17 protein-coding genes are annotated in these 20,160 nt (G+C 67.1%); 7 read left to right on the forward strand and 10 right to left on the reverse strand.

Annotated elements, in window-relative coordinates:
* Positions 1-58: 58 nt before the first annotated feature.
* A complete protein-coding gene (locus ACQR1H_RS19920) occupies positions 59-1,405 on the reverse strand; it encodes a TAXI family TRAP transporter solute-binding subunit (protein ID WP_316180179.1) in 1,347 nt (448 codons plus the stop codon).
* A 375-nt stretch (positions 1,406-1,780) separates the two neighbouring features.
* Between ACQR1H_RS19920 and ACQR1H_RS19925 the strand changes: the two genes are divergently transcribed.
* Positions 1,781-2,083, forward strand: a complete 303-nt coding sequence (locus ACQR1H_RS19925; RefSeq protein ID WP_434846083.1) for a 4a-hydroxytetrahydrobiopterin dehydratase — start codon at positions 1,781-1,783, stop codon at positions 2,081-2,083.
* 105 nt (positions 2,084-2,188) lie between these two features.
* Complete coding sequence (locus ACQR1H_RS19930; RefSeq protein ID WP_315800836.1) at positions 2,189-2,602, forward strand: YkvA family protein; 414 nt, start codon at positions 2,189-2,191, stop codon at positions 2,600-2,602.
* Between the two features lie 120 nt (positions 2,603-2,722).
* Here ACQR1H_RS19930 and ACQR1H_RS19935 read toward each other — a convergent pair whose 3' ends face one another.
* From ACQR1H_RS19935 to ACQR1H_RS19945, 3 genes are all read right to left on the reverse strand, one after another.
* Positions 2,723-3,898 carry a TAXI family TRAP transporter solute-binding subunit gene (locus ACQR1H_RS19935; RefSeq protein ID WP_315800837.1) on the reverse strand — a complete coding sequence of 392 codons (1,176 nt, stop codon included), beginning with the start codon at positions 3,896-3,898 and terminating at the stop codon, positions 2,723-2,725.
* Positions 3,899-4,046: 148 nt separating this feature from the next.
* Entirely contained in the window at positions 4,047-5,057 is a 1,011-nt protein-coding gene (locus tag ACQR1H_RS19940; RefSeq protein WP_315800838.1) for a hypothetical protein, read from the reverse strand.
* Between the two features lie 529 nt (positions 5,058-5,586).
* A complete protein-coding gene (locus ACQR1H_RS19945) occupies positions 5,587-6,561 on the reverse strand; it encodes an NADPH:quinone oxidoreductase family protein (protein WP_315800839.1) in 975 nt (324 codons plus the stop codon).
* Positions 6,562-6,824: 263 nt separating this feature from the next.
* On the opposite strand from ACQR1H_RS19945, the gene ACQR1H_RS19950 reads away from it, so the two are divergent.
* The 5 genes from ACQR1H_RS19950 to argG all read left to right on the forward strand — a co-directional run bounded on the left by ACQR1H_RS19950 (position 6,825) and on the right by argG (position 11,677).
* Positions 6,825-7,436 (forward strand): invasion associated locus B family protein, encoded by a 612-nt coding sequence (locus tag ACQR1H_RS19950; protein ID WP_316238585.1) that lies wholly within the window; start codon positions 6,825-6,827, stop codon positions 7,434-7,436.
* 115 nt (positions 7,437-7,551) lie between these two features.
* The gene (gene rlmN / locus ACQR1H_RS19955; protein WP_316238586.1) at positions 7,552-8,763 is read left to right on the forward strand and encodes a 23S rRNA (adenine(2503)-C(2))-methyltransferase RlmN; all 1,212 of its coding nucleotides are present in this window, start codon (positions 7,552-7,554) and stop codon (positions 8,761-8,763) included.
* 162 nt (positions 8,764-8,925) lie between these two features.
* The gene (locus tag ACQR1H_RS19960; RefSeq protein WP_315800842.1) at positions 8,926-9,411 is read left to right on the forward strand and encodes a hypothetical protein; all 486 of its coding nucleotides are present in this window, start codon (positions 8,926-8,928) and stop codon (positions 9,409-9,411) included.
* 46 nt (positions 9,412-9,457) lie between these two features.
* Positions 9,458-10,237 carry a phosphatase PAP2 family protein gene (locus ACQR1H_RS19965; RefSeq protein WP_316180173.1) on the forward strand — a complete coding sequence of 260 codons (780 nt, stop codon included), beginning with the start codon at positions 9,458-9,460 and terminating at the stop codon, positions 10,235-10,237.
* A 102-nt stretch (positions 10,238-10,339) separates the two neighbouring features.
* Entirely contained in the window at positions 10,340-11,677 is a 1,338-nt protein-coding gene (gene argG, locus ACQR1H_RS19970; RefSeq protein ID WP_434874684.1) for an argininosuccinate synthase, read from the forward strand.
* Between the two features lie 240 nt (positions 11,678-11,917).
* Here argG and ACQR1H_RS19975 read toward each other — a convergent pair whose 3' ends face one another.
* The 6 genes from ACQR1H_RS19975 to ACQR1H_RS20000 all read right to left on the reverse strand — a co-directional run bounded on the left by ACQR1H_RS19975 (position 11,918) and on the right by ACQR1H_RS20000 (position 20,129).
* Positions 11,918-13,978, reverse strand: a complete 2,061-nt coding sequence (locus ACQR1H_RS19975; protein ID WP_434874685.1) for an OmpA family protein — start codon at positions 13,976-13,978, stop codon at positions 11,918-11,920.
* A gap of 243 nt (positions 13,979-14,221) precedes the next feature.
* The gene (locus tag ACQR1H_RS19980) at positions 14,222-14,440 is read right to left on the reverse strand and encodes a hypothetical protein (protein WP_315800846.1); all 219 of its coding nucleotides are present in this window, start codon (positions 14,438-14,440) and stop codon (positions 14,222-14,224) included.
* Entirely contained in the window at positions 14,440-14,925 is a 486-nt protein-coding gene (locus tag ACQR1H_RS19985) for a pyridoxamine 5'-phosphate oxidase family protein (RefSeq protein ID WP_434874686.1), read from the reverse strand. The genes ACQR1H_RS19980 and ACQR1H_RS19985 overlap by 1 nt, the downstream gene beginning before the upstream one ends.
* Positions 14,926-15,011: 86 nt before the next feature.
* Positions 15,012-15,839 (reverse strand): FkbM family methyltransferase, encoded by an 828-nt coding sequence (locus ACQR1H_RS19990; RefSeq protein WP_434874687.1) that lies wholly within the window; start codon positions 15,837-15,839, stop codon positions 15,012-15,014.
* A gap of 119 nt (positions 15,840-15,958) precedes the next feature.
* Complete coding sequence (locus tag ACQR1H_RS19995) at positions 15,959-17,914, reverse strand: ABC transporter ATP-binding protein/permease (RefSeq protein WP_434838759.1); 1,956 nt, start codon at positions 17,912-17,914, stop codon at positions 15,959-15,961.
* 64 nt (positions 17,915-17,978) lie between these two features.
* Positions 17,979-20,129, reverse strand: a complete 2,151-nt coding sequence (locus ACQR1H_RS20000) for an ATP-binding protein (protein ID WP_434838758.1) — start codon at positions 20,127-20,129, stop codon at positions 17,979-17,981.
* Positions 20,130-20,160: the final 31 nt, after the last annotated feature.

The raw sequence follows: 20,160 nt of genomic DNA on the forward strand, positions 1-20,160 counted from the left end.
ATTACAATCGCGCCCCGGCCGCCGCGTGACACGGCCGCAGCGCAAGCGTGGTCCGACCTCAGGTGCCGGCGGCACGCAACTGCGCGCCGGTTCGCTGCAGATTGGCGGGCATGCTCATCAGGATGAGCTTGCGATCGGCCACCGCGTTGTGGAACTGCTCGAGCGCGATGTTGAACGCGGTCAACGCAGCGTGCTCGATCGCACCGTCCTCGAAGAAGGTCAGCGTGTTGCGCAGGATCTCGTCGGCCTCGCTCTGCAATTGGTCGAGCTCCTCGGTCGAATCGCTCCTGCGCGCGATGGTGATCATCTCCAGCAGACGATCGCGCAGCGAGGTGTTGATGGTGCGTTCGTCGCGCTTGAGATAGCCGGCGAACCACGCACCGGCCGAACCCATCGCCGAAAGCGCCATCAGGCTCCACCAGATGTAGTCGCTGTAGCGGTCGAGGAAGGTCTTCTCCTCGCCGTCGACGAACGCCGCCGCGCCGGGATGAGCGGGGATCGCCGCGTCCTTGTCGGTGTCCGGCGTCTCGATCTTGGCGGCAAGCGGAAATTCCGACAGCAATTGCTGGCGCACCGAGAACAGCTGATGCGTGAACGTCGAGACCGTCGAGTCGGTGAGGCCCTTGCGTGCCACGATGTGGTGATTGAAGCTGATCGTCTTCACTTCATCTTCGGGGCGATCGGGCGCCCCGCCGAACGCGCCGGCCGGAATCTCGGTGGCCTCGTATTCGGGATGGTTCTGTGCGATGGCTGCGGCGGAATCGATGGCCAGGAACGTCGGAGGCCCGCTTTCCTTTGTGGCGGCGGCGATCGCATCCGCCGTGATCTTGCTGTTGATGGGACCGGCCGCCAGATAGACATCGGCCCTCTGGCTTCGGACCGCTTCGGCGGCCTCGGTGATCGGGAATTGGACGATCTCGACCTTGCTGGGGTCGACGCCATATTGGCGCAGGATGACCTTCAGCAGGTTCGCGTTCGCCGGCGTCCGGCCGATGATGCCGACTTTGTGGCCCGCGAGCTGCGAGATCTTCGTGATCTTGGCGCCACCTTTGCGGCTCTTGCCCTTGCCGGACGAGGGCACCCAGAGGATGACGACGTTCTTGCGCAGCGTCGCCACCGCCTGTGCGTTCTTTGGGACCTCGAGGTCACCCCGCACGATCGCAAGATCCACCTTGGCGGCGGCCAGCGCCTGCGCGCTCTCGGCGGCGCCCTCGGTCGGAACCGGCCGCAGCCTGACGGAGGCGTGCGACTGGGAAAAGGCCTGGGTCAGGGCCTGGACGACCTTCAGGTCGTCGCTGTTGGGCGGACCGACCGCGATCTTGAGCACCACGGGACGCATCGCAAAATAGTAGGCACCCGTCAAAGCGCCGACGACCGCAAGGATCCCGGCGATGACGATGAACACGGCAGGGCGCATCCGTGAGCGCTGCGCTGGCGTGGTCTGAGCATCTACCAGATTCTGTCCTCCGGTGGTCCTGGTCCCGGGCGATGCCACAGGCGGCTTCGTCTGGCCACGTCGTCCTTTGATAGAGCTGAACTGTAGCAAATTTCTTGTCCGCCCGGGGTGACATCTGCGTCATGGTTACCATCGCACCAGCCACCGGAGGATCGGGACAGGTCCGAGCCCCTCCGGCAACGGCCTGTGACAAGGCTCTGATCGGGATGCGTTTTCGGCTAGTCTGCGCAACCGGACCCCGGCGCGATCCGGCTGGAGGTAGACCCCGCAATCGCCCGGATGTTGCCACGTGTCCGGTCGATTGCACCACGAGAGGAGATCGAGATGCCGCAACGATTGTCGGCGGAGGCACGCGCCACTGCCTTGCGGGAGCTTCCCGGCTGGTCCGAGGCGGTGGGCCGTGATGCCATCGCCCGCACGTTCACATTCACAGACTTCAACGAAGCCTTCGGCTTCATGACCCGCGTCGCCCTGGTCGCCGAAAAGGCTGACCATCATCCCGAGTGGCGCAACGTCTACCGCACCGTCGAGGTGGTCCTCACGACCCATGACGCCGGCGGCGTGACCCTGCGCGACATCGAGCTCGCCAAGGCGATGAACGCGATCGCCGCGACGATGCGCGGCTGAGGCCTTGGCGACGACGGCACGCGCCTTGCGGCCGGCGTCGCCATCACCACATCCGAGGACGAGGACCGCGCCCCCGGCGCCGTCTGGAACCGGAGATCGGACATCATGTCGGATGCGACCGACTACAGCGTTGGCTTCGAGCCCGCGGAGCGGCTGGCCCGGGATCGCGAGACCCTTCGCCGTCGTTTCTGGATCAAGTTCAAGAAGGTTGTCGCGCGGTTGCCATTCGCCGAGGAGCTGCTTGCGGCGTATTACTGCGCCTTCGACAAGGAGACACCCCGGCACGTACAGGTCGCCCTGCTCGGCGCCATCGCCTACTTCGTCGTGCCGTTCGACTTCATGCCTGACGTGCTGCCCATCCTCGGCTTCACCGACGACGCGGCGGTGCTCGCCACCGCCATCCGCATGGTCGCCTCGAACATCACGCCCGACCATCATGCCGCCGCCCGCGCCGTACTCGCGCGGCTGGCGGCAGACAAGAACGCTGACGTCGCGAAGGACGGCGAGACGATCGGCTGACGACGGCTCCGGCCGGGCAAGCCGGGCGCCCGCAGTCAGCGCCTCGGAAGGGCGCAAAAGCAAAAAGCCCCGCATCCGCGGGGCTTTTCTCTTGATGGGACGTCGTCGAACGCTCCGAGCTCAGCGCTGGCCGCGCGCCTGGGCGCGGGCGCTGCCGGTCTTCTCGGCCTCCCAGGCCTGGTACTGCTTGAACAGCGCCTCGCGGTCGGCCTGGCTGGGCATCGCCCTGCCGGCGCTGCTCTGCTTCAGGAAGTCGTCGAAGCGGTCGCGTTGCGCGCCTTCCATGGCATGGCTCTCCAGCCATTTGCTGGCGGACGGCAGCCGCTGCCAGCCGGCGAGCGGGGCCGACAGCGAAACCTCCTTCCACTTCGGATGGAACGGCGGATTCTGGAATGCCGGGAATTTGGTGAAGAAGGCGTCGACGAAGGTTGCGAGCTTGCGATAGCGGTCGGTGTTCGGCGCCCAATTGTAGGCGGCGAGCACGGCCGGCACCGCGATCGTGTCGACCTTCTCGCCCTCGGCGATCAGGTTCGGGTAGTCCTTCGCCGTCAGGGTCGCGGGCAGATAGTCGGTCTGCAGCGGTCGATCGTAATCGACGTTGACGAGATGGAAGCGGCCGTCGTTCACGAAGGTCGAGACCGACTTGTAGGGCTTGCCGCCGACCACGATGACGGCATCGAGCTCGCCGCGCTTCAGCTTCTCCATCGCGATGCGCTGCTCGATGTAGGCGAAGTTGGCGCGCAGGCCAAGCCGCTCGAACACCGTCAGCGCCGTGACGAAGGTGCCGCCATTCGGCAGGTCGACGCTGACGCGGCGGCCCTCGAGGTCACGCAGGTTGCGCACCGCGCGCGGCGCGATCACCTGCATCTCTTCATTGTAGAGCTTGGTGACGTAGGTGAACTGCCGCTTGATGTCCTTGGCGAAACCCTTGCGCTCGAGATAGTCGAGCGTATCGGCGCGGACGATGCCGAGATCGACGCCCTGCAGGAACAGAATGTCGGCCACGCTCTGCACCGAGCCGCGGCCGACGATCGGCAGGACGCGCAGATTGTTGCCGTCGTCGAGCAGCGAGGCCAGGTCGGCGCCGAACTGCACATAGGTGCCGCCGATCGTGCCGGTGATGAGCGTCACCGTGTTGGCGTTCAGCGCCTGCTTGGTCTGCACCGAGCCGAACTGGAAGATCGCCTTGAGGCTGTCGCTCACCTTGGCCGGGTCGAACTCGCCTTCCTCGGCGTGGGCAGCAAAACCGCACGCTATCATCATTGCGGCTAGGGCCGCTCCAACAAGACGTCGCATCTGTCCCCCTTGATGTAAGGCTGGCACATGGTTGCGAGCCGGACGCGGGCAGCGCCAAGTCTCGGCTGGCGTCGCCCCTGAACGGACCCGAAAATCATGCGTGAAACAAAAAAATGAAACGGGGCGGCATCGCTGCCGTCACGAGCGTTCAGTTCTGCAGCTGATCGAGCCTGCGCTGCGCCTCTGACGAGCCGAGTTGCGCGGCGCGGCGGTACCAGTTGCGAGCCGCAGCCGGATCGGCATTGATATTGCGGATGTCCTTCGTTCCCAGCACGTGGGGATCGTAGGTCTGCGCCAGCATCAGCGCCGCGGCCGGTTCTTGCGCCTCGGCGGCGCGCTCCAGCAGCAGTCGCGCCGGCGGGATGTCACCCGCGGCCAGCAGACTCTTGGCGCGTTTCATGATGCCAGCGAGTTCGTCGGGATCGAGCCGGCGGACCTGCGCGGGCGGCGGAGCGGCGGTCACGGCGCCGAGGCCGGGTGCGACGATTGCCGATCCCGCGCCAGGCGAATTGATCGAGGACGGCTCCATCGCGCTCGGGGCCGGCGCGGCCGGTGCCGTGGCGAAGCTCGGCGGCGCTGCAACCGGCGCAGGCTGCGTCACGCTGCGATTCTGCAGCGCTGTCTGGTAGGCGTTGGCGATGTCGTCACGCGTCGGGGCGACGGCTGCCGTCTGCACCGGCGCCGCAGCGGCAGCCGGCGGCTCGGGCGGCAGTCGCGCCGGCTCGTTCAGCTGCATGTCGCGCGCGGTGAGCTGCGTGTTGGTGGCCTGCGGCGGGGCCGTCGGATCCGGCGTGGCGCCGATGATGGAAGCCTTGGCACTGGCGATCAGGTCGCGCGTCGCATCCGAGGTGACAAGCGCGAAGAGCACCGCGACGCCGGCCGCAGCCACCACGGCGAGAAGGATCCGGGACGAGATCGAGACGCGGCGGGTCCGCGCCGGCCACTGGTCCTCGAAATGCGTGCTGTCGATCTGATTGCCGCTCTCATACTCAGAGAGGAACATCGGCATCGATTCGTCGTTTGGATAGTTGTCCTGGGTCGACCGGCCGAAACGATAGTTCGGTGGGCGCTCCTGAGGGAGTTCGTCGGGGAAAGGCCTGAAGTCAGGCTCCGAAGGAGTTCTGTTGTTGAAACGTCCGCGCGTCGTCCGCTCAGCCATGGCCTTCATCCCCATCTCAACTTCACGCAACATACTTTTGGTCCCAAGCCCGTCAGAAGCTCGAGACACGTCACGATTGCCAGAGGCACCCCACTGCCGACAACTAATTGACTAATTGAATCCGACTAAAAGTGGACGAGAGCCGGCATGATTCTGGAAATATTTTGATCTGATTGTGGCGACGCACGTGCGACATCGCACGGCACCAAATCCAGAAACGTCGAGATAACAACGGCAAAGCCCTACAATTAACCATGCCATAATGTGGCGCAGTTGCGTTAACCAAGAAACGCTCGTTTTCGGATTTTCTGCTTCCGGTTGCGAATCCGTGACGCCGGCGCGGCAGCCCGCCGAACAAATTTGCGACCCGCCGCGCATCGCGCGGATGTCACAGCGACCTCGGGCCGGCTCGGCTCGAGCCTTGCGCCCGCAGAACAGACAGGGCTCTGCCCGGTTTGGTTGCGCGGATCAGGGCGAGGCTACCCCGGGGGAATACAGCAACCCCGGGGGCCTTCATTGCGCGACGTCCTCAGGGGTGCAGGATCACCTTGCCCATCGCCTGGCGGCCGGCCAGCACCTTCAAGGCATCGGCGGTCTGCGCCAGCGGGAAGGTGCGGTCGACATGCGACGACAGCTTGCCCTCCGCGGTCCACTGCACGAGCTTTTCGAGGTTCGCGCGGTTCTTGGCGGGGTTGAGTCGGGTCCAGGCGCCCCAGAACACGCCGCGGATATCACAGCCCTTCAGCAGCGCGAGGTTCAGCGGCATCTTCGGGATGTCGCCGGCGGCGAAGCCGATCACCAGGAACCGGCCCTCCCAAGCGATGGAGCGCAGCGCAGCCTCGGCGTAGGTGCCACCGACGGGATCGAAGATGATGTCGGCGCCCTTGCCGTCGGTGAGCCGCCGCAGCCCCTCCTTGAGATCCTCCTTGGCGTAGTTCAACGTCAGCGTCGCGCCGTGCTGCCTGGCGAATTCGAGCTTCTCGTCCGAAGAGGCACAGGCGATGACCTTCAGCCCCATCAGCTTGCCCAGCTCGCAAGCGGCAAGGCCGGTGCCGCCGGCGGCACCAAGCACGGCCAGCGTCTCGCCCGGCTTCGGACTGGCACGATCCTCCAGCGCATGCAGCGCGGTGCCGTAGATGATGATGATGCCGGCGGCGCGATCGAAATCGAGATTGTCCGGAATCTTGACGATCGACGCAGCCGGCAGCGCGATCTTTTCGCGCGCGCCGTTGTGGCCGCAGGAGGCGACGACACGGTCGCCGACCTTCAGGTCGGTGACGCCATCGCCAACGCTCTCGATGACACCTGCGACCTCTGCGCCCGGCGAGAACGGGAACGGCGGCTTGATCTGGTACTTACCCTGGATCATCAGGATGTCGAAGAAGTTCAGCGCCGCCGCCTTGATCGCAATCACGGCCTCGCCGGGACCGGCCACCGGATCTGGCACCTCGGTGAGGACGAGATCGTCGGGCTGACAGAATTGCGAGCAGAGAATGGCTTTCATGGGCGCTCCTTGGTCGTTGCCGCCGGATCGAGGTCCGGCTTTGGGAACGTCATGCCGGATTTGCCGCCGCGCCACAATCATCATCGGGCCGCGGCATGGGCCGCGGCGCCGGCCCGAGGACGCGAAGCGCCGGACAATCCGGCTCTGCGGCCTTTGCAAGCGGTGCATTTAGCCGCTATCCATCGCGACCACGGTCAGCGATTCCGGGCCATTTTCCAGTCACAATATTGGTGGAACGAAGTCGCGGGGGAACTCAACGTATCATGTTGTTCGGGCGATTGTTGACAACGCTGGTCGGCGGCGTGCTGCTGTTCGGAGCTCCGAGCCTCGTCGTGGCACAGAGCGCCGCGCCAAAGGCCGCAGCTCCGCATCCGAAGGCCGCACCGAAATCGGAATCGAAGCCGGCCGTTCCCAGCATCGGCGGCGCGGAACCGACGCTGATCGGACAGTTCGGCGGCTGGGGCGCCTACACCGCGATGCCCGGCGGCAAGAAGGTCTGCTTCGCGCTGGCCAAGCCGACAACCTCCAAGACCAATCCGCCCAACCGTCCGCGCGATCCCGCCTATGCCTTCGTGTCGACCCGGCCCTCCGAGAAGGTCTTCAACGAGGTTTCGATCATGATCGGCTATGCGCTGAAGCCCGGATCCGACGCCGCGGTGGAGGTCGGCGGTGCCTCCTATGCCATGTATACCCAGGGTGACGGGCTCTGGATCAAGAACGCCGCCGAGGAAGAGCGGATGGTCGAGGCCATGCGCAAGGCGCCCGAGGCGGTGGTCAAGGGCGTTTCGGCCAAGGGCACGGAGACCACCGACGTGTTCTCGCTGAAGGGGCTCGCCCAGGCGCTCGACCGCATCGCGCAGGATTGCCGCCGGTAGACGGCGGCCGCCGGTACCGCTCGTCAGGCGGGTCGCATTTGCCGGCCGGATCGTTATATAAACCCGCTGAACGCCTTCGGCCGCCGCGGCCGGGCAGCACTTTGGGCTCCTCGACATGGCAACGACTGCCGGGCTGCGCGACTCATCTGCGCCCCTCGAAAAGACTCCGCTCGAAACCTACGTCCCGCCGGCGAAGCCCTCGCTGATCGGCCTGTCGCGCGCGGAGCTGGCCGCGAGACTGGGCGAGGTCGGAGTACCCGAGCGCCAGCAGAAGATGCGGGTGCAGCAGTTGTGGCACTGGATCTATTTCCGCGGCGCCAGCTCGTTCGACGAGATGACGTCGGTGTCGAAGGACACACGCACCGCGCTGGCCGAGCATTTCACCGTCGACCGTCCCGAGGTCGTGGCCGAGCAGATCTCCAACGACGGCACCCGCAAATGGCTGCTGCGGCTGCCGAGCGGCGACAATCTGCAGAAGGCCCACGAGGTCGAGTGCGTCTACATCCCCGAGACCGATCGCGGCACCTTGTGCGTCTCGTCGCAGGTCGGCTGCACGCTGAACTGTTCGTTCTGCCACACCGGCACGCAGCGGCTGGTGCGCAACCTCACCGCGGGCGAGATCGTGGGCCAGTTCATGGTGGCGCGCGACCGGTTGAACGACTGGGCCGACCGCGAGACCCCGCTCGGCAACCGGCTCATCACCAACATCGTCATGATGGGGATGGGCGAGCCGCTGTACAATTTCGACGCGGTGCGCGACGCGCTGCTGATCGTCTCGGACAACGAGGGCATCGGCATCTCCCGCCGCCGCATCACGCTGTCCACCTCGGGCGTGGTGCCGAACATCAAGCGCGCCGGCGAGGAGATCGGCGTGATGCTGGCGATCTCGCTGCACGCCGTGCGCGACGAGCTGCGCAACGAGCTGGTGCCGCTCAATCGCAAATATCCGATTGCCGAGCTGCTGCAGGCCTGCCGCGACTATCCCGGCGCCTCCAACGCGCGCCGCATCACCTTCGAATATGTGATGCTCAAGGGCGTCAACGATTCGCTCGATGACGCCCGGCTGCTGGTGAAGCTGCTGAAAGGAATCCCGGCCAAGATCAACCTGATTCCGTTCAATCCCTGGCCCGGCTCGGCATATGAATGCTCGGATTGGGAGCAGATCGAGAAGTTCTCCGAATACGTCTTCAACGCCGGCTACTCCTCACCGGTGCGCACGCCGCGCGGCCGCGACATCCTCGCCGCCTGCGGCCAGTTGAAGTCGGAGACGGAGAAGCTGTCCGCGCGGGAGCGCCAGGCGCTGCGTGCGATGGCAATGACGGATTGAGTCCTGTTTTTGAGCATTGTTATCGATGACGTCGTCATGGCCGGGCTTGATCCGGCCATCCATGTAGTTGTTCCGAGACGAAAGACGTGGATGCCCGGGTCGAGCCCGGGCATGACGAGTGGAGAGAGCGGGGCCTCCATTGCTTAATATGGGTTTTTCGCCATGGCGCTGATCGGCCGTCTCGTCGTGATCGCGTTCGCCTTTCTCGCCGCGTGCTTCCTGGCCGGGCTGATCGTCGTGACCGCGATCCTGTTCCCGGAGTTCTCCGATCTCGGCAACGGCCCGATCGACCAGGGCGCGTTCGAGGTCATCATCGGCTTCGGCTTCATCTTCGTGTCGGGGTTCGCGCTGATCCCGGCGCTGCTGATCGCGCTGATCACCGAGGCGTTCTCGATCCGCAGCGTGCTCGCCTATGCGATCGGCGGCGGCGTGGTCGGCGCCGCCTGCTATCTTGGCCTGGTCCCGTTCGATCCCGAGACCTTCCGGTTCGAGGGCATCGTGCGCCGCCATCTCGAGATACTGACCGGCGCCGGCATCGTCGGAGGGCTGGCCTATTGGCTGATCGCCGGTCGCAACGCCGGCCGCTGGCGCGAGCCGTCGCCGCCTCTGCCGCCGCCCCCTCCGCTTCCGTCGGGGTCGCCGCGGTGAGCGCGCGGCCTTTCCATCGCCACCCGCTTTCGCTAAACCGCGCGCCATGAACCGCACTGGACTCTTCATCGCATTGTCGCTCGCGCTCGTCATCGGCGTGCTGTTCGGCGTCTATCCCGAGCTCGACCTCAAGCTCGCCGCGCTGTTCTACGATTCCCACACGCGCAGCTTCCCCGTGAAGCTCGACGGCTATGCCGCCTTCGCGCGCGATGCCGCGATGTGGGTTGCCTGGGGCATCGCGCTGCCGTCCATCGTTGCGCTGGTGGTGAAGCTCATCCGTCCCGACCGGCCGCTGCTGGTGAAGGGCCGCACCATGGCGTTCCTGCTGCTGACCTTGTCGCTGTCGGCCGGCGTGCTCACCAATTTCACCTTCAAATCCTATTGGGGCCGGCCGCGTCCGGTCGTCGTGACCGAGTTCGGCGGCGACATGCAGTTCGTGCCGTGGTGGGATCCGCGCGGCGGCTGCGGCCGCAACTGCTCGTTCTTCTCCGGCGAGGGCGCGACCGCGTTCTGGACCCTGGCGCCGGCCGCGCTGACGCCGCCCGCCATCCGGCCCGTCGCCTACGGCGCCGCCGTCCTGTTCGGCATCGCCACCTCGGTGCTCCGGATGGCGTTCGGCGGACATTTCTTCACCGACATCGCCGCGGCCGGCCTCGTCACCTTCATCGTGATCTGGCTGCTGCACGGCTACATCTACCGCTGGCCGTCCACCCGGCTCACCGACGCCGGCATCGACGCCGCCCTGACCCGCTTCGCCTGGCCGGGCTTCCGGCTGATGCGCCGGCTGTTCGGCCGCCGCCAGCCCGGCACCAGCCCCGCGGCCTGAGCGCGGCCGGAAGCCGATTAATCGCGTGCCGATCGGGGCGAAATCTGCTATCCGCGCCCGAATTTCTGAACGATACGGCCATCAACACCGGTTGGACTCCCCATGACCACGATCCTGAAAAGCCTGCCCAAGGGCGAGAAAGTCGGCATCGCCTTTTCCGGCGGCCTCGACACCAGCGCCGCGCTGCTCTGGATGAAGCAGAAGGGCGCGCGCTGCTTCGCCTACACCGCCAATCTCGGCCAGCCCGACGAGTCCGACTATGCCGAGATCCCGCGCAAGGCGCTGAGCTTCGGCGCCGAGAAGGCGCGCTTGGTCGATTGCCGCACCCAGCTGGTGCATGAGGGCATCGCCGCGATCCAGTCCGGCGCCTTCCACATCTCGACCGGCGGCATCACCTATTTCAACACCACCCCGCTCGGCCGCGCCGTCACCGGCACCATGCTGGTCGCCGCGATGAAGGAGGACGGCGTCAACATCTGGGGCGACGGGTCGACCTACAAGGGCAACGACATCGAGCGGTTCTATCGCTACGGCCTGCTGACCAATCCAAACCTCAAGATCTACAAGCCCTGGCTCGACCAGCAGTTCATCGACGAGCTCGGCGGCCGCGCCGAGATGTCGGCGTTCCTGACCGCCAACGGCTTCAATTACAAGATGAGCGCCGAGAAGGCGTACTCGACCGACAGCAACCTGCTCGGCGCCACCCACGAGGCCAAAGATCTCGAGAGCCTCGACAGCGGCATCCGCATCGTCAACCCGATCATGGGCGTGCCGTTCTGGCGCGAGGACTGTGTGGTCAAGCCGGAAACCGTCGTCGTCCGCTTTGAGGAGGGCCAGCCGGTCGCGCTGAACGGCCAGACTTTCGGCGACGCCGTGGCGCTGTTCCTGGAGGCGAACGCGATCGGCGGTCGCCATGGTCTCGGGATGAGCGACCAGATCGAGAACCGCATCATCGAGGCCAAGAGCCGCGGCATCTACGAGGCGCCGGGCATGGCGCTGCTGCACATCGCCTATGAGCGGCTCGTCACCGGCATCCACAACGAGGATACGATCGAACAGTACCGCATCAGCGGCATGCGCCTGGGACGCCTGCTCTACCAGGGCCGATGGTTCGATTCGCAGGCTTTGATGCTGCGCGAGACGGCGCAGCGCTGGGTGGCGCGCGCCGTCACCGGCGAGGTGACGCTGGAGCTGCGCCGCGGCAACGACTACTCGATCCTCAACACCGAGAGCCCCAACCTGACCTACCAGCCGGAGCGGCTGAGCATGGAGAAGGTCGAGGACGCCGCCTTCACGCCGGCCGACCGCATCGGCCAGCTGACGATGCGCAATCTCGACATCACCGACACCCGCTCCAAGCTGAAGCTCTATTCGGACACCGGGCTGCTGTCGGGTTCGGACGGCGCGGAGATCTTCCAGCTCGGCCACGACAAGGGTTGAGCGACGTCTCAAACAAGATACGGCGCCGTCTCCACCGGCGTCGTCCCTGCGAACGCAGGAGCCATAACCACCGGCTGACGTGGTGAGAGCTGGCTGTAGCTCCAACCATCGCAAAACTGGATCCTGGGAGTATGGGTCCCCGCGTTCGCGGGAAGACATCGAGTTGGCCGCGACAGATTGCCTCCAACGAAAAATGGCCGGGATTGCTCCCGGCCATTTTCTTTACTGAGTCGCAGCGCCTCAGCGCGGCGGCGCGACGCCCGGAGGCGGCGGCGGCAGCGCGGCCTGGCCGCCATTCAGCAGCGGCGTGATGCGGCGGACCGTGACGCGCCGGTTGATGCGGCTCGGCCCCTGCGTCTGCTCCTTCAGGTACTGCTCGCCATAGCCCTGCGAGGTCAGGTTCTCGGCCGGCACGCCGAACTGCTGCGTCAGCAGCGTCGCCACCGACTCGGCGCGGCGATCCGACAGCGACAGATTGTCGGTCTCGTTGCCGACCGCGTCGGTGTGGCCCTCGATCAGGTAGACCTCGCGCGGATTGCGCTGGATCGCCTGGTTGAGGCCGTCGGCGATGACCTGCAGCTTCGCCGCCTGCTCCGGTCCGATCTCCCACGATCCGGTATCGAAAGTGATCGTGTTGAGATCGATCGACGGCATCAGCTGGCGCACCGACGGCGAGTAGCGGACCTCGTCGAGCGAGTAGCGGCGCTGCACGCGCTCGACAGGCGGGGCCATCAGCGTGTCGTAGATGACATCCGGCGGCGCCTCCTCGGCGTCGACGATGTAGCGGTTGTAGGGGATGCGGATCTCCGGCGGCGGCAGGTCGACATAGAAGCCGCCGACCGCCTGAGGATCGCGGAAGGTGTTGTCGATGATGATGATCTCGCGGCCGCCGACGTCGCGACGGATGCGGCGCAGCAGCCGTCCATCGGGCGCCGTGATCGTGACGATCTGGCTGCCGTCGGGACGGATCACCACGGTGCGCGTCTCGCCCCGCTCCTGCTGCACGCGGATGTCACGGGCGCCGTAGCGGAAGCGCTCGAGCTCGTCGTGACGCACGAAGGCCTGTCCGCTCGGATCGCGGACGATGACGCGGCCCGGCTCGTAGATCACCGTGCGGCCGCCCTCCTGGACCTCGCGGCGCTGGCCGCGGAAGTCTTCCAGCCGCTGCGGCCCGGGCATCGGGGCGCCCGGTGCGATCGGCGTGAGTTGCTGGGGCGTCGGCGGGGGCGGCGCCGGAATTGGCGCTGCGACCTGCGGCGGCGGCCGATTGGACATGGCCGGGGGACCGGCAGGCGGCACGGCGCCCGGCCCGGCCTGCGGCGCGCCGGCGGGTCCCGGTCCGGGTCCAGCAGCACCGGGACCTGCCGCCGGGGGCGCCGCCCCCGGGGCACCTGGGGCCGTTCCCGGACGTCCGCCGGGCGGGCTGCCAGCGACGGGCGGCGTGCCTTGCTGTGTTGGCGTCTGGGCGGCCGGAGGCGCGGGTGGCGCCGGCGGAGTTCCCGGAGCAGGCGCGACGGTGCCGGCGGGCGGGATCGGAGCCCCTCGCGGCGGGGGTCCGCCTTGCGGGGAACCGGGCGGCGGGCCGCCGGCGCCCGGACGGCCTCCTGGTCCACCGGACGGTGGAGTAGGCGCGGCCGAGGGTTGCGGCGACGGGCCCGCGGCGGGTGGCGGCGAATGGGGCGGTGTTGCGCCAGCCGGAGGCGGCGGGGTTCCTGGCCGCTGATTCGGCGCAGCACTCGGCGGCGGGGGCGGAGCTACCACGGGCGGCGCAGGCGGCGTTGGCCGCGATGGTGCCGCCGCGGGCGGCGGCGGAGCGGGCGGAGTTGCTGGACGCGGAGGCTCGCGCACCACGGGCGGCGGGGCCGGCGGATGCGCCGGAGGCGCTGCGACCGGGGGCGGCGGCGGTGTCGGACGCGGGGGAGCCGCCGGCGGCGGGGGCGCGGGGCGCGGTGGCTCCGCACGGGGTGGCGGCGGGGGAGGTGGCGGCGCGGGACGCGGTGCCGCAGCCGGGGGAGGCGGTGGGGGAGCGGGACGCGGCGGAGCCGCCGCGGGCGGCGGCGCAGGCGGTGCCTGATGGGGCGGTGCAGCGGCCGGCGGCGGGCCAGCCGGCCGCTGCGGCGGGCCTGGCGGTTGACCATGCGGCGGCTGCTTGGGCCGACCGTCCGGGCCGACCTCGCCGCCGGGGCCGCCTGGACCTTGCGCCATGATCATCGGCGCGCTCTGCGCGTGGGAGCCGGAGCTCATCAGTTGCATCGCCGACAGCGCAGTCGTCGCCAGCAGCAGGACGCGAAGTTTGCTCATGTGTCTTGTTTTCCCGGAACGATCTTTTTCAAGCACGGAGAGATCAACGAGTATGGGTTAGGCCGGATTGTGGCGCAGTTCAAATCCGCAGGCGGATTTATTTCGACGCGAAGCCACCACCGCAGGGCCGCCATTCAGGTTTCATTCAGCCTTGATTTTCAAGGGCTTGGCGTAACCGCAGAGATGCGGACCGGCTCGCGGCCAAGCCCTCGGCAGGCGATCATCATGACCGTCCAATCGCGGTCAATCCGTGGCCGGATTCGGTGTGGTGGGACCGAGCGGCCCTCGGCCGGGGATTTCGTCCGGCGTCGGCCCTGGCAGCTCGCGCGGCGGCGCCGGCGCATCAGGCTCGTACACCGGCGGCGGAATGTCGGGCTGCGGATTGCCGACCGGGTCTTCCTGCGGCGGCTCGACCGGATGGCCCGGCGTCGCCGGCGGAATCTCTGGCGGTTCGATCGGCATCACATCGCGACCTTGCGGTTGTCGCCGAGGTCGGGACGCGTGCCGGTCACCGCGGCCGCCGCCATCTTGACGTAGCTCACGACCGTGCCGGGCGCATCCCAGAACTCGGCGTCATCAGGCGTGATCTTCAACAGGCGGATGTTCGGATCCTCGGCGCTGTCCCACCAGGCCTTGGCCGGCGTCGAGAAGAGCTCCCGGATCTTGCCGCGATCGTTGGAGACGGCTGCCGTGCCCGTCAGCGAGACGTATTTCTGGGCTCCGGCGTCCGCAAACGACAGATTGATCTGCGGCGACCGCGCGATCTCCTCGTCCTTGTGACGCCGCGCGTCGGTGAGGAAATAGATCATGTTCTCGTCGCGCGCGAGATAGGCGCTCATCGGCCGTGCTCGCAGCCTGTCACCGTCGCGGGTGACCAGCATCGCAAATCCGATCTTCTTCATCAGGTCCCAAACGCGATCCTGATCGCGCGCGTCGTCATTGCTCATGGCCGGCTCCCTTGATGTCAGGGCCGACAACGCAGCGTGGGGCGCCGCGTTCCGGACGTAGCAGGGAAAGCGGACGGATGCGCGGTTCAGCCGCGCAGCAGCAGCGTGTTGCTGCGGGTGCGGCCGCTCTCGCGGTAACCGCGGCCGAGCATGTCGGCGAGGCAGTCGTTCTGCCATTCGTCGCGCGACAGATGTTCGATGACCACCGCCCGCGGCCACAAGGCGGCAGGCGCGTCACGGAAGAAGCAGGTCAGCACGCGGTCCTCGAAACCTTCCACGTCGATCTTCAGCACGTCGACCTTGGTCGCTCCGGCCTGTTCGAGGATGGTCTGCAGCCGCAACGATGGGACCTTGAATGCCTCCGCTCCGGCCTCGCCGATCACGATATGGCTGGCGCCGAGATTGTCACCGTCCGTCTCGATCATCACCTCGCCGTCGCTGTCGCCTGCGGCCGCTGCCACCAGCCTGACCTGGGACAGCGCGGACGCAGCACGGTTGAAGTTCAGCCGCGCATGCGTGACCGGATGCGGCTCCACCGCGATCACGAGGCCGTCGGGCCCGACGTGACGGGCCAGCGGCAAGGCGAACGTTCCGACATTGGCGCCGATATCCACCACCACGCCGCCCTGCGGAACGTGGCTGCGCAGGAAATCCAGCTCCTCGCGATTGTAGTCGGGATTGAACAGCGCGCCGCGCTCGGTCGCACTGAGCTGATGGTAGAAGCGGAAACTGGCGCCCTGATAGCCGACGTCAACGGGGCCCGCCCCGAGCACATTGACGACGCGCGTCAACATCGGCCGGAACGCGCCGCGCTTGAGCCCGGAGCCGTGCGCCAGCCGGATCACCAGCGCCTGGGCGGCGTTGGGAGCGAAGGCACCAAAGGGAGGCGGAGAAGGATCGTTGTCGGGCGTCAAGGTCGCGTCCTGGGCTGAAGGCGACGTGTGATAGCCGGTTTCGCTGCGATCTCCAATGCAGGCGGCGTGTCCGCATTGTGTCGTCACCGGGACAGCGCTGCGGCAGGGGCGCGAGGCGCTCAGGCTGCCTTGCGCTGGCGCAGGAAACGTCCGATGAGGCGACGCTTCCCCTTGCGCGGAATGAGGTCGATGTCGCTGACGAGCTTGGCGCCGCCCTTGCGCCGCTCGAGCACGATCTTGCGGCTGTGGAAGGCCTCCAGCTCCACCCGGTGCGCAACGCTCACGATGGTCGCCTTCGGCAGCTCGCTCGTCACCATCTCCATCATCTTGTCCTGGCTCTTCTCGTCGAGCGCGGACGTCGCCTCATCGAGCACGACGATGTCGGGACTGTGCAGCAGCAGGCGCGCGAAGGCGAGGCGCTGCTTCTCGCCGCCCGAGAGCGTCTGGTCCCACGGCGCCTCCTCCTCGATCTTGTCCTTGAGATGATCGAGCCCGACCTTGTGCAGGGCTTCGCCGACCTGCGCCACGCTCCAGTCCTCGGCGGCGCCGGGATAGGCGACGGCCCGGCGCAGGCTGCCCGAGGGCACGTAGGGGCGCTGCGGCAGCATGAACAGCCGCCGGTCGGGATGGAAGTCGATGCTGCCGCCGCCCCACGGCCACAGGCCGGCAATGGCGCGCACCAGCGTGCTCTTGCCGGTGCCGGATTCGCCGGCGACCAGGAGTCGCTCGCCGGGATCGACGACGACCTCGGTTTCGCCGACCACGGCGGTGCCGTCGTCGAGCGTCACCTGCAGATCATTCAGACTGAGCATCGCCTCGCCGGCCGTCTCGCCGCGCTTGATGCGGCCAATGCCGTCTCCCCGCTCAGCACGTTCCAGCGCGTCGAGCGACATCATCAGCGAGGCAATGCGGCGGGCACAGGCGTTCCAATCCGCCAGTCGCGGATAGTTGTCGACCAGCCAGCCGAACGCAGTCTGCACGATCGTGAACGCGCTCGCGGCCTGCATCACCTGCCCAAGCGTCATGCTGCCGTCGAGAAATTTCGGCGCGCACAACAACAGCGGCACGACCGGAGCGATGAGGCTGGATCCCTGTGACACCAGCGTGGTGCGCATATGCTGGCCGGCGAGCCGCGCCCATTGCTGCAGCACGTTACCGAACGTCCGGTCGATGCCGGCGCGCTCCTCGGTCTCGCCGCCGAGCAGGGCGATGCTCTCGCCGTTTTCGCGGACGCGGGTCAGGGTATAACGGAAATCGGCCTCGGCCTGGTTCTTGTCCTCGGACACCTGCACGAAGCGGCGGCCGATCGTCATGATCGAGCCCGAGGCGATGGCGGCGTACACGATCGCAGCAATGACCAGAAAACCGGGAATGGTGATCTCGGTCGCGCCGAGATGCAACGTCAGCGCGCCGCCGATGGTCCAGAGCACGACGATGAACGTCGCGGCCGACAGCAGCGCAGAGGTCACGCCGGCGATGAAGTCGACCGGCGAATCGGTTGCGACGCGCAGGTCCTCGGCGATCCGGTATTCCGGATTCTTGTGGTCGCCGCTGACGAGATTGAGCTGATAGTAGCGCCCGCTGGTCAGCCAGCGGGTGATGACGCTGTTGGTCAGCCACGCGCGCCAACGCCGCTGGATCGCCATCCGCGCATAGACCTGGGCGACGCCGAGGATGACGCTGCCGATCGCGAGCGGAAAGAAGATCGCGGTGAGATGAAAGACGGTCGCGGAATCGCGTTTCTCGATCGCGTCGAAGATCGACCGATTCCAGACGTTGATGCCGTACTGAAATCCGACAGTCGCAACGATCAGGACCAGCAGCCCGATCGTGAACGCCCACGCCAGACGTTCGCCGCTCCGGCCCCAATAACCGCGGGCGCTGATCCAGAACCGGGTCAGCAGATAGCGCTTGCGCAGTTGCTCGGCCTCTTCGGGCGACAGCTCCGGATCAGGCTCCACCAATTCGGGCGGCGGCGGCTCGACCTCAGCGCCATTCTCGGCCGCGATCTCGATGATCGGCGCCTTCTCGGGCGCCTGTGCCCCCGGCCGCGCGATGTCCTGAACCTGTCCCATGGCGCGATAACAGCAACGCAACCAGAAGGTTCCCGTCCGGGTTCCCGCGCAATGCGTGCCGGTCTCACGGCACCTGCGTGTTCGGCGCCATGGGTGGGGCGCGATACAGCGGCACCGGAACGACCTTGTGCAGCACGCGCGACAATTCCTCGATCGAATAGGGCTTGCGCAACAGCTCGAAGCCATGCGTGCCCTGCTGCACCAGCACATGGCTGTAACCGCTCGCGAGCACGACCGGCACGTTGAGCTCGAGCCGCCTGATTTCCTCGGCAAGTTCCAGCCCGGTCATGCCGGGCATCACGACATCGGTGAAGACGACGTCGAATCGGCTGGTGCCGCCGATCAGCTCCTCCAGCGCGTCCCGGGCGTTGTCGACCAGCGTGGTCCGATAGCCGAGCTCGGCCAGCGCTTCGGTCGCCGACCTGCCGACGTCGATGTTGTCCTCGACCACCAGCACCGACATGCCTCGACCGCCGATCGGCTCGGCATGGCTACCGTCCTCGCCGCGCTGCACCTGGGCTGGAGCGACGCGCGGCAGATAGAGCGTGAACGTCGCGCCGCGGCCCTTCTCGCTCGTGACCCCGACTTCGCCGCCAGACTGCTTGGCGAAGCCGAACACCTGCGAGAGGCCGAGGCCGGTGCCCTGGCCGATGGTCTTGGTCGTGAAGAACGGCTCGAAGATGCGTCCGAAATGCTCCGACGGGATGCCGACGCCGGTGTCCTGGACGTTGATGGCGACATAGCCCAGCGGCGGACGGTCGTGCGGCGCCGCCGGAGTCGGCAGCGCCGCTGCGGGGGCGACGGTGATGCTGAGACGTCCCTGGCCGGCCATTGCGTCGCGGGCATTGACGGCCAGGTTGATCAGCGCCGTCTCGAACTGGCCAGCGTCGGAATTGACGTAGCACGGCTCGTCGGGAACGGAGATCACGACCTCGACGCGTGACCCGACCAGGGTCTTGGTCATGTCGCGCAGGGCGATGACGCTGCGGCCGATGTCGAACACCTCGGGCTTCAGCGTCTGGCGCCGGGCGAACGCGAGGAGCTGCGACGTGAGCTTCGATGCGCGCGCCACCGTATCCGAGATCGCGTCGATATAGCGCTGCCGCCGTTCGTCAGCCAGATCCGGCCGGCGCAACAGGTCGGCCGAGGCCCGGATCACGGTCAGCAGATTGTTGAAGTCGTGCGCGACGCCGCCGGTCAGTTGTCCCAGCGCCTCCATGCGCTGACCGTGCTTGAGCGCATCCTCGGCCTCGAGGCGGCGGGCGGCCTCGACATGCAGGCGCTCGGTCCGCCGCTGGGCAAGGGTCAGGAAGACGATGAGCAGCGCGGTGGCCGGGATGCCGAAGATGAGGTGCCGGCCGATCGTGCCGAGCCAGCGGTTGCGGATGATCGACGTCGCCAGCCCCGCCGAGACGTAGACCGGATAGCCGCCGAGCCGCTGATACCCGACGAGACGCTCGACGCCATCGACCGGCGAGATCTCGGTGACGAGCTGCTCCGCATCTGCGGCCCCGGCGGGAATGTCGCTGGGCCCTGCAGCCGCGCCTCTCCCGCCGCCCGGGAAGCGCGCCAGGATGAGACCATCGAAGCGGCGCAGCGCGAAGTAGCTGCCGGGTGCCCGGCCGATCCGGGCGTAGAAGTGCTCGAAATAATCCGGCAGCACCGAGGCCTGGATGATACCGGTGAAGCTGCCGTCGTCGCTCTGGCGGCGGCGGCTGATGCTGAAGAACGGCGCGCCCTGATAGGGCGGCCGCGGCGTCAACCGCGCGCCGATGAAGGTGCCGATGCTGTCCTTGACGTGGGCGCTGAAGTAGTCGCGGTCGAGGAACGTCATGTCCGGCGCCGGATAGATCATGCTGTTGACCAGCGGCCGGCCATTGGCGTCGAACACCCAGGCGGACTTCATCTGCGGCAGCGCGTCCGACAATTGTCGCAACCGGGCGTGCAGCGCCTGCTCGCGCGCCTTGATGTCGGCATCCGACAGGTCGCGGACGACCTCGTCGATCTCCGAGAGGCTGCGCTCGATGGTCTCGAACACCTTCAGCGCGTGCTCGTGGACGATTTCGAGCGAGCGGCTGATCTCGCGATCGGCCTCCTCATATGTCGTGCCGTGGGAGACGTAGGCCGCGATCACGAACAGAGCGACAGGAAGCGCAAGTGACGCGACCATCATCCAGCGCAGCATCGTCAGCGATTTGCGTTGTGCGGTCTGCACGGTCGCTCCGGCCTCAAAGGGCCACGAGCTT

Origin of the sequence: Bradyrhizobium sp. HKCCYLRH2015, assembly GCF_051168215.1 — a bacterium.
Classification (GTDB): domain Bacteria; phylum Pseudomonadota; class Alphaproteobacteria; order Rhizobiales; family Xanthobacteraceae; genus Bradyrhizobium.